We start from the raw sequence: 13,468 nt of genomic DNA, 5'->3' as shown, positions 1-13,468 counted from the left end.
CCGACAACGCGACGAGGACCGCGACCGTAAGGTCGTGGTCCTCGTTCATCGTTACAGAGAGTGTCCGAGGGGGGACTTGAACCCCCACGCCCGATAAAGGGCACTAGCACCTCAAGCTAGCGCGTCTGCCATTCCGCCACCCGGACCGGGTGTCTGCCGCCTGACCGGGGGTGTTCCCCGCGGCGACATGGATAACAATACCAAGCTTTCGGAGTGCGTTTCACCTGCGTATCCACCCTCGGGAGGGGCCCTCCCCGCGGTCGCGGGGAGGGCCCCTTTCCGTTCGTTACTTGCGGCGCAGCGCGGCCATGTTCCGGTAGCCGATCCGTGCGTGTTCCAGCGACTGAGCCGGGTCGGTGGAGCTCGGGGCGTTGTCCTGCTCGACCATCGGGTGGTGGTAGTTCGGGTCGCCGACCCGGGTGAAGAAGGTGGTGTAGTCGATGACGCCGGTGCCGAACGGGACCATGTCGTAGCCCTGTCCGCTGGTGTTGTTGATGACGCCGTCCTTGGCGTGGAACAGCGGGTAGCGCTTGTTGTGGCGGGTGACCAGCCCGGCCGGGTCGAAGATGTTCTGCCGGGTGGCCCCGTCGTGGTCGGTGTAGGTGCGGAACTTGTACTGGGCCACGTGCGCCCAGAAGATGTCCATCTCCAGCCAGATCAGCTTCGGGTCGGTGATGGACAGGAAGTACTCCAGCTTGCGGATGCCGGAGCTGCGGGTCGGGCGGCCCTGCGCGTCGAGCGGGCCGCCGTCGAGCAGGAAGCCGTAGGCGGCGTCGTGGTTGTGGGTGTAGAGCTTGAGCCCGGCGCGGCGGGCGATCTCGCCGAGGGCGTGCCACTTCTCCGCCGCGGCGTCCCAGTCGGCCTTGTAGTTGCTGCCGGTGGGGTCGTTGCCGGTGCCCACGTGCTGCATGCCGAGGATGTTGGCGATCTCCAGGTGCTTCTTGAAGGTGTCCAGGTCACCGGTGGTCAGCGGCCAGGAGCCCGGGATGAAGCCGTGGTTGCCCTGCGCCCGCAGCCCGTACTCGTCCAGCCAGCGGCGCAGCAGCCGGGCGCCCTCGACGTTCTCCAGGTTGGCGCCGCCGGGGGCGTTGGCGTGCTGGCCGTAGCCCGCGAACTCCACCTGCCGGTAGCCGAACCGGGCCAGTTGCTCGAACACGGCGCGGAAGCCTGAGGGCAGGCTGGTGGAGTACGGGTCGCGGCCGGTGGCGTCGCGCACGGTGTAGAGGATGATGCCGCGCTTGTCCTCGGGGACGAGCAGGTGGCCCTTGGCCTTGCCGTTCGACTCGGCGGGGGCCGCCAGCACGGGGGCCGCGCCGAGGACGGGTGCGGCGAGTGCCCCGGCCGCGACGGCGGTGCAGGTGCTGAGGAAGCTGCGGCGGCCGATGCCCAGGCTGCGGCGCAGCTGTTCGTCGGTGCCGTGGTCGGTGGCTTGGATGTCGTTCACGGGTGCCTCTCTTCGGGCTTGGGGTCTGCGTGGCCGAGACCGGCGAGGTGGAGCAGGAGGGACTTCACGTCGGTGGCCGCGATGCGGTCGCCGACGGCGCGGGGGGTGGAGCACAGGAGGAGCGGACCGTCGTCGTCGCTCGCGGGCAGGCGGCCGTGGCTGCCGCGGATGGGTGAGGCGTCGAGTGGCACGACCGCCATGCGGTAGCGCAGGCCGAGCTTCTTGCGGGCCACGGCGGTCGCGGCCTTGACCTTCACATAGGGGTCGTGCGGATCCATGAAGAGCTCGACCGGGTCGTAACCGGGTTTGCGGTGGATCTCGACGAGCTGCGCGAAGTCGGGCGCGCGCTCGTCGTCGAGCCAGTAGTAGTACGTGAACCAGGCGTCCGGCTCGGCGACGGCGACGAGTTCGCCGGAGCGCGGGTGGTCGAGGTGGTGGGCCTTCTTGCCCTCGTCGTCGAGGAGTTTCTCGATGCCGGGCAGTCCGTCGAGGGCGGCCCGGGTGGCGTCCAGGTCCTCGGGGCGGCGCACGTATACGTGGGCGATCTGGTGGTCGGCGACGGCGAAGGCGCGGGAGGCCATCGGGTCGAGGTACTCCATGCCGTCCTGGGTGTGCACTTCGAGCAGGCCGGCCCGGCGCAGGGCGCGGTTGATGTCGACGGGCCGGTCGGCGCGGGTGATGCCGTACTCGGACAGCACGACGACGGTACGGCCCTCGGCGCGGGCGTCGTCCAGGAGCGGGGCCATGGCCGCGTCGAGGTCGGCCGCCGCTTGCAGGGAGCGCGGGTCGTCGGGGCCGTAGCGCTGCAGGTCGTAGTCGAGGTGGGGCAGGTAGCAGAGCGCCAGGTCGGGTCGGCGGGTGCGCAGGATGTGGCGGGTGGCGTCGATGATCCACTGGCTGGAGACGAGGTCGGCGCCGGGGCCCCAGAAGTGGAACAGGGGGAACGTGCCGAGTTTCTCGGTGAGTTCGTCGTGCAGGGCCGGGGGCCGGGTGTAGCAGTCGGGCTCCTTGCGGCCGTCGGCGTAGTAGACGGGTCGCGGGGTGACGGTGATGTCGGTGTCGGCGCCCATGGCGTACCACCAGCAGATGTTGGCGACCGTGTAGCCGGGGTGGGCACGGCGGGCCGCGTCCCACAGCTTGTCGCCGGCGACGAGGCCGTTGTGCTGCCGCCACAGCAGGACGTCGCCGAGTTCGCGGAAGTACCAGCCGTTGCCGACGATTCCGTGCTCGGCGGGCATGGTGCCGGTGAGGAAGGTGGATTGCGCGGCGCAGGTGACGGCGGGCAGGACGGTGCCGAGCGCGGCGCGCGAGCCCGACTGGCCGAGCGTCCTGAGGTGGGGCATGTGGTCGAGGATGCGCGGGGTGAGACCGACGACGTCCAGGACGAGCAGGGGTGTCGGTCCCTGGGGCCGGGTCATGGCAGTTCCTTCAGGCCGAGGTCGGTCAGCAGGTCGCGGGCGAGGGCGAGTTCGGCGGCGATGCCGTCGGCGAGGCGGCCGCGGTCGCGGGGGCGCAGTTCGGGCGGGAGCGCCTGCCAGGTGTAGGTCTCGACCTCCAGGTGGCGGGTGAGCGGCCGCGGGCCGCCGACGAGCCGTGTGAGGGCGGCCTTGAGGACCGGGAGGGTGGAGGTGAGGGGTTCGGCGGGCGCCGCGTGCAGGGGGACGTGGAAGTGGGCGCGCCAGGGGGCGGAGTCCGGCAGGACGTCGCCGCCGAGGGCGGTGCCGAGGTCGTCGGTGCCGTGCAGGCCTGCGGCGGTGACCGTACGGGTCTGGTGGAGGAAGCGGGGCTCGTCGAAGGCGGCGAGGGCCTCGCGGACCTCGGGCAGATGGGGCTGCTCGGCGTGCAGGGCGGCGGACAGCTGGGACTTGACGACGGGGACGCCGGCCGCGGTGAGGGCGTCCAGGGCGGTGTGCGGGTCCTCGAAGGAGGTGGCGAGGTGGCAGGTGTCGACGCAGATCCCGATGCGCTCGTGGCCGATCGCGGTGAGCGGGGCGATGGCGTCGTGGGTGGTCTCGACGACGCAGCCCGGTTCGGGTTCCAGGCCCACCCGGATGGAGCGTCCCGTCAACTCCTCAAGGGCGTCGAGGCGTTGGGCGAGAGTGCGCAGTGCGGTGCGGGCCTGCTCGGCGCGGGTGTCGTCGTACGCGGTGCGCCAGGCCAGCGGCAGGGTGGAGATGCTGCCCTCTTTGACGTCGTCCGGGAGGAGGCCGGCGAGGATGCGGGCGAGCGCGGTGGTGTGGTCGAGGCGTGCGGCGTCGGCCCAGTCCGGCTTGTAGACACGGTACTTGACCTCTTCGGCGCCGAAGCCCTGGTAGGGGAAGCCGTTGAGGGTGACCACCTCGAGGCCGTGCCCGTCGAGTTCGGCGCGCAGGGCGCGCAGCGCGGACGGGTCGGTGTCGAGGGTGCGGGCGGCGTCCCGGGCGAGCCACAGGCCGATGCCGAGGCGGTCGCGGCCCAGGCGGCGGCGTACGGGCTCGCAGTGGTCGCGCAGTTGGGCCACGACGCCGTCGAGGGTCTCGGCGGGGTGGACGTTGGTGCAGTAGGCGAGGTGGACGGTGGAGCCGTCGGGGTGCCGGAAGCGCATCGCTCACTCCCCGCCGCGCAGGATGCTGTTGCCCTCGTGGGTGGCGCCGGGCGCGGCGACGTCGAGGCTCAGCCGGCCGCTGAGGCCGTAGAACTCGACGGGGTTGCGCCACAGTACGCGGTCCACCTCGTCCTCGGTGAAGCCCTCGGTGAGCATCAGGTCGCCCACCTTGCGGGTCTTGAGGGGGTCGCTTCTGCCCCAGTCTGCGGCGGAGTTGACGAGAACCCGTTCGGGGCCGTGGGCGCGCAGGATCGCGACCATCCGCTCCTCGTCCATCTTGGTGTCGGGGTAGACGGAGAAGCCGAGCCAGCAGCCGCTGTCCTTGGCCTCCTTGACGGTGGTCTCGTTGAGGTGGTCGACCAGGACGCGGTCCATGGGCAGCGCCGACTCCCGCACGACGTCCAGGGTGCGGCGCAGCCCGGCGAGCTTGTCGCGGTGCGGGGTGTGGACGAGGGCGGGCAGCCCGTGGTCGGCGGCGAGCTGCAACTGCGTGGTGAGGGCGGTGTCCTCCTCGGGCGTCATCGAGTCGTAGCCGATCTCGCCCACGGCGACGACCTGGTCCTTGACGAGGTAGCGGGGCAGTTCGTCTAGGACGGGCAGGCAGCGCGGGTCGTTGGCCTCCTTGGGGTTCAGGGCGATGGTGCAGTGGTGGGCGATGCCGTACTGGGCGGCGCGGAAGGGTTCCCAGCCGATCAGGGAGTCGAAGTAGTCGAGGAAGGAGGCAGCCGAGGTGCGGGGCTGGCCGAGCCAGAAGGCCGGTTCCACGAGGGCGCGGACGCCGGCGGCGTGCATGGCCTCGTAGTCGTCGGTGGTCCTGGACGTCATGTGGATGTGGGGATCGAAGATGCGCATCAGGACTCCTTGCCGTGGGGGTCGACCTGGCCGTGCGGCGCGGTGTCGGGCTCGGTCAGGGTCAGGACGCGGTGCAGGTCCTCGGGGACCTGGCGGCCCGCCGCGGTGCGTTCGGCGGCGTAGTCGCCGAGCATGCGGGCGAGTTCGGCGTCGCCGCGGGCGCGGCGGCCCAGGTCGGCGACGCTGTCCACGGACACGCCGGTGAACAGGCACTTCAGCACGGCGTGCCGCCATGCGTGCGGCGCCAGGTGCCGGGCGGCGTACGGGCCGACGGCGGCGGCGAGCAGCCGGGTGTCGTTGGTGCGCAGCGCGTCCTCGACGAGCGGGAGGGCGTCGGGGCCGGGCACGAGGCGGGGCAGGGCGCGAAGGACGGCGCGGCGTTCGTCGGCGGTGCCCTGGCGGTAGACCCGGGTGAGGGCGTCCAGGTCGGCGCGGGCCGCGTGCAGGATGAGGACGCGGGCGGCGTCGGCGTGGGCGGGGCCGCAGCGGCGGCCGGCCTCGGCCAGGCGCAGCTCCCACACGGAGATCGGCCCGTGGGTGCCGCGGTGGGTGGCGGCCTCGTCGAGCGCCTGGCCGAGCCAGGCCCGTGCGGCCGGGGCGAGCCCGGCGTCCGTACGGGCACGCAACTCGTCCGCCGGGGCCGGGCCGGGGGCGGTACCGGCCGTGGGGGTGCCCGCGGTGCCGGAGCCGATGTCGTGCGGGTGGGTCATCGGGTGCTCCCTTCTGGGGTGACCTGATGCTCGGGGGCCGGACACTCGCCCCTACGTGTGGCGGCGGTGGCCGCGCGGCGGAGGTACGGCAGGGACAGCTCGGCGTAGTGCGGCCCGGCGTGGGAGTGCCGGGGCAGTTCCACGACGGTCAGGCCCTGGTAGCCGGTGGCGGCCAGCGCGGCGAGCACGGGCGGGAAGTCGATGTCGCCGTCCCCGAAGGGGAGGTGTTCGTGCACGCCGCGGCGCATGTCCTCGATCTGGACGTGCCGCAGCCACGGCGCTGCGGCACGGACGCACTCGGCCGGAGGGAGGGGTTCGAGGCACTGGCAGTGGCCGATGTCGAGGGTGAGGCCCAGGTTGTCGGGGTCGCCGAGGGTGCGGCGCAGCTGGTGGAAGTCGGCGAGGGTGGCGAGGAGATGACCGGGCTCGGGCTCCACGGCGAGGTGGACACCGGAGGCGCCGGCGGCCTCCAGGACGGGAACCAGGGACTCGGCGAAACGTTTCCACGCCGTGTCCCGGTCGGTGCCGGGCGGGGTGATGCCGCTGAAGCAGTGCACGGCGTGCGCGCCGAGGCCGGCGGCCACCCGTACGGCCCGCAGCAGCAGGTCGGCGCGCCGGGCGCGGTCCTCCGGGTCCTCGTCCAGGAGGGAGGGGCCGTGCTTGCGGCGGGGGTCGAGCACATAGCGGGCGCCCGTCTCCACCGTCACGCCCAGGCCGAGCGCGTCCAGCCGGTGCGCGACCCGGCGGGTGCGGGCGGCCAGGTCGGGGGCGAGCGGGTCGAGGTGCATGTGGTCGAGGGTCAGTCCGACGCCGTCGTAGCCGAGGTCGGCGAGCAGGCCGAGGGCGTCGTCGAGGCGCAGGTCCGCGAGGCCGTTGGTGCCGTAACCGAAGCGGAGGTCCGTGGCGGGGCCGGGGCTCACGTGACGCTCACCTTCCTCGCGAACCTTCGGGCCAGAGGCGCCAGGGCGGCCGTGCACAGGGCGGTGACCGGTGCGCCCGCGCGGGCGGACAGCGCGGCCTGGAGCGGGATCATGGCGCGGATGCCGCCGCCGACGGCCCGCTGGGTGAGCGGCGGGGAGGGGTTGAGGACGGCGTGGGCGAGGGGGCGGGCGACGGTGGCGGCGTAGCCGAGCGCGAGGGCCGCACGGAGCGCACCGCCCGGTGCGGGGGTGAGGCCCGGCGGACCGAGGGGGGCTGCTCCACCTCGGTCCACCGGGAGCCGGAGGGCCACGGCGGGCGGGGCCAGTGCGTACGCGACGCCGGAGGTGACCGCGAGGGCCGCGAGCGGTACGGCGGCGGAACCGCCCTGGGTCTCGCGGCGGGAGACGGCCGTGACGGCCAGGGTGTGGACACCGAGGGCGGCGGCGGACGGTACGGCGTCGCGGACCCGGCCGCCGCTCGCTGCGGCACCGAGTACGAGGTCGAGGCTCCGGGCCGCCGCCATCGCCGGCGGCCCCGCCCAGTTCCGCTTCAGTCCGAGGTCGTACGCCCAGACCGTGACGGCGAGCGGTACGGCGACGGTGAGCGCGGGCCGGCCTGCGCGGGCGGCGAGCGCGAGGCCCAGGGCGGTGAGCGCGCCGGCCGCGGCGAGCGCGGCTCCGGGGGCGATCCGCCCGGACGGGAGCGGCCGGTGCGGGCGCTCGGCGGCGTCCTCGGCGCGGTCCGCCCAGTCGTTGAGCGCCATGCCCGCCTGGTAGAGGCACAGGGACGAACCGATGGCGAGGAGCGTACGGGCCCCGGGGGCGCGGCCCGCCGCCGCGGCCCCGGCGAGGGCGTCACCGGGGACGGTGAACAGGGCGGGCAGCCGCAGCAGTTCGACCCAGTCGGCGGGGGTGCCGAGGGCGGGGCGCTGGGATGGGTGCGGGGGGCGGGTGGGTGCGGGGACGGAGTCCGCGGCGGGACGGGGGGCTGTGGGGGTGGCTGCCGGGTCGTCGGACACGACGGGATCGTCGTCCGCCCGCCCGGGCCGCGATGGTCCCTCCGACGGGTCGGCCGCCTGCCGGGGGCGCGGGCGGCCACGGGCCGAGGACCCGCGCGCTCCGACGACGGCGGCGACGGTCACCGCCAGGGCGATGGCCACCAGACCGTGGCGGGTCATCACTGGTCCCCCAGCCGTCGGCCGAAGTCCAGGAGCGCGGCGTACTGCTCCCCCAGCGCGGCGGGGGCGCCCGGGTCGGGATCCTTGAAGTAGAAGCCGAGTTCGGGGCGCGGACCGGTCAGTCCGCGTTCGTGGGCGCGGGCCAGCAGCCGGGCCAGGTCGAGGACCAGGGGCGCGGCGAGCGCCGAGTCGCATCCCTGCCAGGTGGTCTGGAGGGTCATCCGGGAGCCGAGGAAGCCCTCGAAGGCGATGTGGTCCCAGGCGGTCTTCCAGTCGCCGAGGGCGGGCACGTCGTCGATGTGCACCTCTCCCTCGGGGACCGTGCCCAGGGTGTCCGCGAGGACCCGTTCCTTGCCGGAGTTCTTGGCCGCGGCGGCGGCGGGGTCGGCGAGGGCGGCGCCGTCGCCGCCGCCGAGGAGGTTCGTTCCGGACCAGGCCAGCACGCGCAGCGCGCGCTGCGCGAACATCGGGCCGAGCACGGATCGCAGCAGGGTCTGCCCGGTCTTGCCGTCGCGGCCCGCGTAGGGCAGGGCGGAGGCACGGGCCTCGGCGGCGAGCGCGGGGTGGTGCAGCCCGGTCGACGGCGTGAAGTTGACGTACGGGCAGCCCGCGCGCAGGGCGGCCGCCGCGTACAGCGAGCTGGCGGGCAGGGCGGTGCCGTCCGGGGCGGGTTCGGTGGAGGCGACGTTGACGACGACGGTGCGGGCGAGGGCGCCTCGGCGGGTGAAGTCGCGGATGTCGGCGGCGAGGGCGTCGATGAGGGCTTCATCGCTCCGGGTGTCTCCGGGGAGCGGGCCGCCGGGTCTGATCTCGCCGTCCGCGGCGGCCAGTTCACTGTGGACGGCGGAGGGCAGGCCGTGCGGCAGGACGCCGCCGTCGGCGAGGGTCTCGGCGCGTTTGGGCAGCGGGCAGTCCATGGTGTCGTGCCCGCCGAAGACGAGGGAGGACAGGGCGGGCAGGCCGCTCGCGGCGAAGGGCTCCGTCTCGGTGACGAGGCCGGCGGTGGGATGCAGCCCGGCGGAGACGGCGGCGCATCCGGTGACAGCGGTGGTGGCGACGGAGCCCCGCGCACCGATCAGCCAGACGCCGGTGCGGGAGGGGGAAACGGAAGGTTCGGCGGACATGGGCAGCCTCCTTGTCGTACGCGAACCGGATGCCGGACGAGTGATCGAGCGCAGGCGGCCTCCGAAAGCCACCGACGCAGGCACCGGACCGGAACCGGAGCCAGAACCGGAACCGGAACCGGTCCCAGATCCGGAACCGAGGCCGGACCGGACCGGGATTTCCGGCCGAGCAAGGCCCCACGGGCCGAGCCCGAGGCCGGACCGGACCCGAGGCCGGACCGGACCCGAGGCCGGACCGGGAACCGGAGCCCAGGGCCGGCGCCAGATCCCCAGCCGGGGTCAAACCGAGCCCGGATCCGGAACCCGGGCCCCAGGCCGGCACCAGAACCCGGATCCGGACCGGACCGAGGCCCGGACCAGAGCCGGCCCCCGGCCGGGCAAGGCCCCGGCCTGAGCCGAAACCAAGCCCGGGCCGGAACCGAGACCGGAATCGGGATCCGGCACCGGCACCGGCACCACGTCCCCGTCCAGTCCGGCCACGGCCGGAGCCGGGACTCGGCCTGGACCGGGACTCGGCCTGGACCGGGCCTTGGCCGGGACCGGGGCCTTGGCCGGGACCGGGGCCTTGGCCGGAGCCAGGACCCGGCCTGGTCCGGGACTCGGTCCGGTCCGGGATTCGGTCCGGTCCGGGACTCGGTCCGGTCCGGGACTCGGTCCGGCCCGGGTCGCCGGCCCTTGGCCTGGTCCGGATCGCCGGCCCTTGGCCTGGTCCGGGTCGCCGGCCCTTGGCCTGGTCCGGGTCGCCGGCCCTTGGCCTGGTCCGGATCGTCGGCCCTTGGCCTGGTCCGGGACTCAGCCTGGGCCGGGTCACCGGGCGTTGGCCGGGTAGGGCCTTGGCCGGGCCTGGACCGGATCAGACCTGTTCCTGGGCCGGGCCCGGACCGGACCTGGACCTGGACCTGGGCCAGGCCCGGACCTGGACCTGGGCCCGGACCGGACCTGGACCTGGGCCGGGCCCGGACCGGACCTGGACCTGGGCCGGGACTCGGCCTGGACCGGGTCACCGGGCCGAGCCAGGCCCCGGGTCGAGCCAGGTGCCGGGGGGCGGGGCCGTAGGCCCCCGTCGAGGGGCCTGCGGCCCCGGCCGGTGAGTGGGGCGGCGGGCGGGAGTCCGGCGTCTCTCGCCCGCCGCCGATTCGGGCGCCCTCGGCGGGCGGCGGCGGTCAGGCCTTGCGCGGCTTGCAGTCCGCCTTCTCCTGGCCGGTGACGTACTTCAGGCCACCGAGCAGATGACTGCGGAAGCCGTCCTCGGCGTAGGACTCCTTGGTGTGGCCGAGGCCGGTGTAGAAGGAGCGCCCGCCCTGGTAGGCCTGGCACCAGGCGATCGGGTGGTCGCCGTTCATCTTGCCGCCCTGGTACGTGCTCTCGTCCAGGGTGGCCAGCACCCGGGCGTGGTCACGCGGGTTGGATCGGTAGTTGTACCACTCGTCCGTGCGGTCCCACGCGTCGTCGAGACCCTTGGTGGCCGGGTGGTCGTGCTGGGGCACCAGGACGGTGGCCTTCTGGATCTGCGGATGCGAGTCGAAGTACGCGCCGACCAGGCCGCCGTAGAACGGCCACTCGTACTCGGTGTCGGCCGCGGCGTGGATGCCCATGTAACCGCCGCCGCCGGCGATGTACTTCTCGAACGCCTTCTTCTGGTCGGCGTTCAGCACGGTGCCGGTGGTGGACAGGAAGACGACGGCGTCGTAGCGGGCGAGGTTGGCGGTGGTGAACTGCTGCGCCTCCTCCGTGGAGTCGACGGTGATGCCGCTCTGCCCGCCGAGGTCCTTCAGGGCCCGCACGCCGGTCTCGATGGAGTCGTGCCGGAAGCCGGCCGTCTTGGAGAAGACCAGGACGCGCTTGTCGTTCTTCGCGGGCTTCTTGTCGGAGATCATGAAGTCGTCGACGTCGAAGAGCGCTCCGTCACCGCCCTTGAAGACCAGGTACAGCTCGGTGGTCTTCTTCGGCAGCTTGCTGAGCGGGATGTCGATGTCCTGGAAGGTCTCCCAGCCGCCGGTCACCGGGACGACCCCGGAGCCGTGCAGAGTGCCGTTGGGACCTCCGGTGCGGACCTCCAGGTACCCGCCGGCGCCGCCGGAGGACACCCGCGCGGTGAGCGTCTGGGCGCCGCTCAGGTTGTACGGCTTGAACGAGATCCAGTCACCGTTGTCGATGTCGCCGACGGTCCTGCCGCCGTGCGCCTCGGTCTTGTCGTAGGTGCGGATGCCGCTCTGGCTGCTGAAGTGCTCGGCCTGCCGGTGGCGGGGCTGGAGCACGACCTGGGCGTGGGTGGTCAGCGCCTCCTGACCGCCGCCGCCGTTGTCGGTGTACTCGGCGTCCAGGACGCCGAATATGTTGGCGTTGGGGTCGTGCTCGCCGTCGGCAGGCACGGAGATGGTGCCCTCGCAGCCGGTGGCCGAGGTGATCGGGTGGCCGTGGCTGTCGTGGCCGAGGATGTAGCGGACGGTGACCTTGGAGCAGTCGATCTTCTTGTCCTCGGGGTCGGTGACCTTCACCTTGAACGGGATGGTGTCACCGAACTGGAACAGCGTGCCGTCGGCCGGCGTCTGGAAGGTCACCGTGGGCGCGGTGTTGCCGACGACCACGTGGACGTTGGCGGTCGCGGTGTAGCCGGTCGGGTCCGTCACGGTGACGGTGGCGGTGTACGTGCCGTTGGTGCGGTACGTGTGCTGGGGCGACTGACCGGTGCCGGTGGTCCCGTCACCGAAGTCCCAGCCGTAGGTGAGCGCGTCGCCGTCGGCGTCCTTGCCGGTCGCGGAGAAGGACACCTTCAGGGGCGCCTTGCCCGACGTCCTGTCCGACGTGGCGGTCACGGTCGGCGCATGGCCGTTGGTGACGTTCTCGATGCGGTACAGCGCGGAGTTCTCGTCGCCGCCGAACCAGGACAGGCCGTAGTCCAGGACGTAGAGGGCGCCGTCCGGGCCGAAGGCCATGTCCATCACCTGGGTGCCGGACCAGGGGAAGGGGTTGATGGACTTGACGGTGCCGTCGTCGTCCTGCTCGATCCGCTTGATCCACCGGCGGCCGAACTCACCGGCGAAGAAGTCCCCGTCGTAGGCCTCGGGGAACTTGGCGGGCGAGTTCAGGTCGGGGTCGTAGCGGTAGACCGGGCCGCCCATCGGGGACTCGGAGCCGTTGCCGAACTCGGGGATGGAGCCGCCGTCGTAGTCGATCCAGGCCGGCTGGGCCGGCGGGAGGTCGACCAGGCCGGTGTTGTTCGGGGAGGTGTTCTTCGGCGCCGAGCAGTCGAAGGCCGCACCGGACTGCTTGGTGGCGAAGTCGTACTTGATGTACGCCTCGTTCTTGCCGACGCAGTAGGGCCAGCCGTAGTTGCCGGGCTTGGTCACGCGGTTGAACTCGACCATCCCGGAGGGACCGCGGTTGGGGTTCGCGGCGCCGGCGTCCGGCCCGTACTCGCCGATGTAGATGGTGCCGGTGGGCTTGTCGATGCTGAACCGGAACGGGTTGCGGAAGCCCATCGCGTAGATCTCGGGACGGGTCTTCGCGGTGCCCGGGGCGAAGAGGTTGCCCTCGGGGATGTCGTAGGAGCCGTCCGGCTTGACCTTGATCCGCAGGATCTTGCCCCGCAGGTCGTTGGTGTTGCCCGAGGTGCGCTGGGCGTCGAACGCCGGGTTCCGGGTCGACCGCTCGTCGATGGGCGTGTAGCCGTCGGACGAGAAGGGGTTGGAGTCGTCGCCGGTCGACAGGTAGAGGTTGCCGTCCTTGTCGAAGTCGATGTCGCCGCCGACGTGGCAGCACATGCCGCGGGACGTCTTGACCTCGAGGACGTTCTTCTCGCTGGACACGTCCAGCGTGCCGTCCTGCTTCAGCACGAAGCGGGAGAGCCGGTTGACGCCGTCGAAGGGGGCGAAGTCGGCGGCGGTGCCGTTCTCGGGAGCGTCGCCGGGCGGGGTGTTCAGCGGCGGCGCGTAGTAGAGGTAGACGAAGCGGTTCTCGGCGAAGTCGGGGTCGATCCCGATGCCCTGGAGCCCCTCCTCGTCGTGGTCGTAGACGGCCAGCTTGCCGGCCACGGACGTGTTGCCCTGAGCGTCGGTCAGCCGCAGCGTGCCGTCGCGGGAGGTGTGCAGGACGCTGCGGTCCGGGAGCACGGCCAGCGACATCGGCTCGCCGACCTCGGGGGCGCCCTTGGCGAGGGTGACCTGCTGGAAGTCCTCGGCGGCCGCCGCGGCCGGTCTGTCGGCACCGGGGCCGTGGGCGCTCGCCGGCGGCGCGGCGAGCGCGAGCGAGCTGCCCGCGAGGAGTGAGCCGGTGAGAAGAGCGAGTGCCTTGCGGAATCTGGGACGTTTCCTGTGCACGAAGATCCCTCCGGGAGGGTGGGGGTCGTACGGGGCGGTTGCGATGCGCCGGGGTGCGCCGTCACCCCGGAGATGTGCGGGACCTGTACAACTCCGGGACCGTAGCTGGCTTTGTCGGAGTCGGGTAGTCCTTGCGCAGAAGAGAAGTTGTTCTTTTTCCAGTGTGAGGACAAAGCAGGCGCGGGGCAGCGGGGCGCACCCCGCGCCCCAAAGGGGCGCGAGGCTGTGTCGACATGCGGCTCCGCCGCGTGGGCGCGACCAGCCACAACAGACCCGCAGCCGCCGGCGGACAACGCCCGGAACGGCTCTCCGCGCCCCCGCCGAACCGGCGGAGCCA

The 13,468-nt window shown here is 72.9% G+C and carries 9 protein-coding genes and 1 tRNA gene; all 10 read right to left on the bottom strand.

Annotated elements, in window-relative coordinates; all coding sequences use genetic code 11:
- Positions 1-61: 61 nt before the first annotated feature.
- The 10 genes from OIE49_RS30190 to OIE49_RS30145 all read right to left on the bottom strand — a co-directional run bounded on the left by OIE49_RS30190 (position 62) and on the right by OIE49_RS30145 (position 13,131).
- Positions 62-146: transfer RNA gene (locus OIE49_RS30190), tRNA-Leu, on the bottom strand.
- Positions 147-286: 140 nt separating this feature from the next.
- Positions 287-1,444, bottom strand: coding sequence for a sugar phosphate isomerase/epimerase family protein (locus OIE49_RS30185; RefSeq protein ID WP_401846695.1), 1,158 nt, complete (start codon positions 1,442-1,444; stop codon positions 287-289).
- Entirely contained in the window at positions 1,441-2,862 is a 1,422-nt protein-coding gene (locus OIE49_RS30180) for a nucleotide pyrophosphatase/phosphodiesterase family protein (protein ID WP_326805046.1), read from the bottom strand. Before OIE49_RS30180 ends, OIE49_RS30185 begins: the two co-directional genes overlap by 4 nt.
- A complete protein-coding gene (gene eboE, locus OIE49_RS30175) occupies positions 2,859-4,028 on the bottom strand; it encodes a metabolite traffic protein EboE (protein WP_326805045.1) in 1,170 nt (389 codons plus the stop codon). Before eboE ends, OIE49_RS30180 begins: the two co-directional genes overlap by 4 nt.
- 3 nt (positions 4,029-4,031) lie before the next feature.
- A complete protein-coding gene (locus OIE49_RS30170) occupies positions 4,032-4,880 on the bottom strand; it encodes a TatD family hydrolase (RefSeq protein ID WP_100566661.1) in 849 nt (282 codons plus the stop codon).
- Positions 4,880-5,590: an EboA domain-containing protein gene (locus tag OIE49_RS30165; protein ID WP_326805044.1), complete on the bottom strand. Its 711-nt coding sequence runs from the start codon at positions 5,588-5,590 to the stop codon at positions 4,880-4,882. The genes OIE49_RS30170 and OIE49_RS30165 overlap by 1 nt, the downstream gene beginning before the upstream one ends.
- Positions 5,587-6,510 (bottom strand): sugar phosphate isomerase/epimerase family protein, encoded by a 924-nt coding sequence (locus tag OIE49_RS30160; RefSeq protein ID WP_326805043.1) that lies wholly within the window; start codon positions 6,508-6,510, stop codon positions 5,587-5,589. Before OIE49_RS30160 ends, OIE49_RS30165 begins: the two co-directional genes overlap by 4 nt.
- Complete coding sequence (locus OIE49_RS30155; protein ID WP_326805042.1) at positions 6,507-7,688, bottom strand: SCO3242 family prenyltransferase; 1,182 nt, start codon at positions 7,686-7,688, stop codon at positions 6,507-6,509. Before OIE49_RS30155 ends, OIE49_RS30160 begins: the two co-directional genes overlap by 4 nt.
- On the bottom strand, positions 7,688-8,812 hold the full coding sequence (locus OIE49_RS30150; protein WP_326805041.1) for an inositol-3-phosphate synthase: 1,125 nt from the start codon (positions 8,810-8,812) through the stop codon (positions 7,688-7,690). Before OIE49_RS30150 ends, OIE49_RS30155 begins: the two co-directional genes overlap by 1 nt.
- Before the next feature lie 1,163 nt (positions 8,813-9,975).
- Complete coding sequence (locus OIE49_RS30145) at positions 9,976-13,131, bottom strand: ThuA domain-containing protein (protein ID WP_326805040.1); 3,156 nt, start codon at positions 13,129-13,131, stop codon at positions 9,976-9,978.
- Between the last annotated feature and the right edge of the window lie 337 nt (positions 13,132-13,468).

Source organism: Streptomyces sp. NBC_01788, from assembly GCF_035917575.1.
In the GTDB taxonomy this organism is placed as follows: Bacteria; Actinomycetota; Actinomycetes; order Streptomycetales; family Streptomycetaceae; genus Streptomyces.
This window is presented reverse-complemented; position numbering and strand designations above follow the sequence as displayed.

Bases quoted from the DNA above. Each gene is read 5' to 3' on its own strand.
- OIE49_RS30155 (WP_326805042.1), bottom strand. From the start codon at position 7,688: ATGACCCGCCACGGTCTGGTGGCCATCGCCCTGGCGGTGACCGTCGCC.
- OIE49_RS30150 (WP_326805041.1), bottom strand. From the start codon at position 8,812: ATGTCCGCCGAACCTTCCGTTTCCCCCTCCCGCACCGGCGTCTGGCTG.
- eboE (WP_326805045.1), bottom strand. From the start codon at position 4,028: ATGCGCTTCCGGCACCCCGACGGCTCCACCGTCCACCTCGCCTACTGC.
- OIE49_RS30180 (WP_326805046.1), bottom strand. From the start codon at position 2,862: ATGACCCGGCCCCAGGGACCGACACCCCTGCTCGTCCTGGACGTCGTC.
- OIE49_RS30170 (WP_100566661.1), bottom strand. From the start codon at position 4,880: ATGCGCATCTTCGATCCCCACATCCACATGACGTCCAGGACCACCGAC.
- OIE49_RS30165 (WP_326805044.1), bottom strand. From the start codon at position 5,590: ATGACCCACCCGCACGACATCGGCTCCGGCACCGCGGGCACCCCCACG.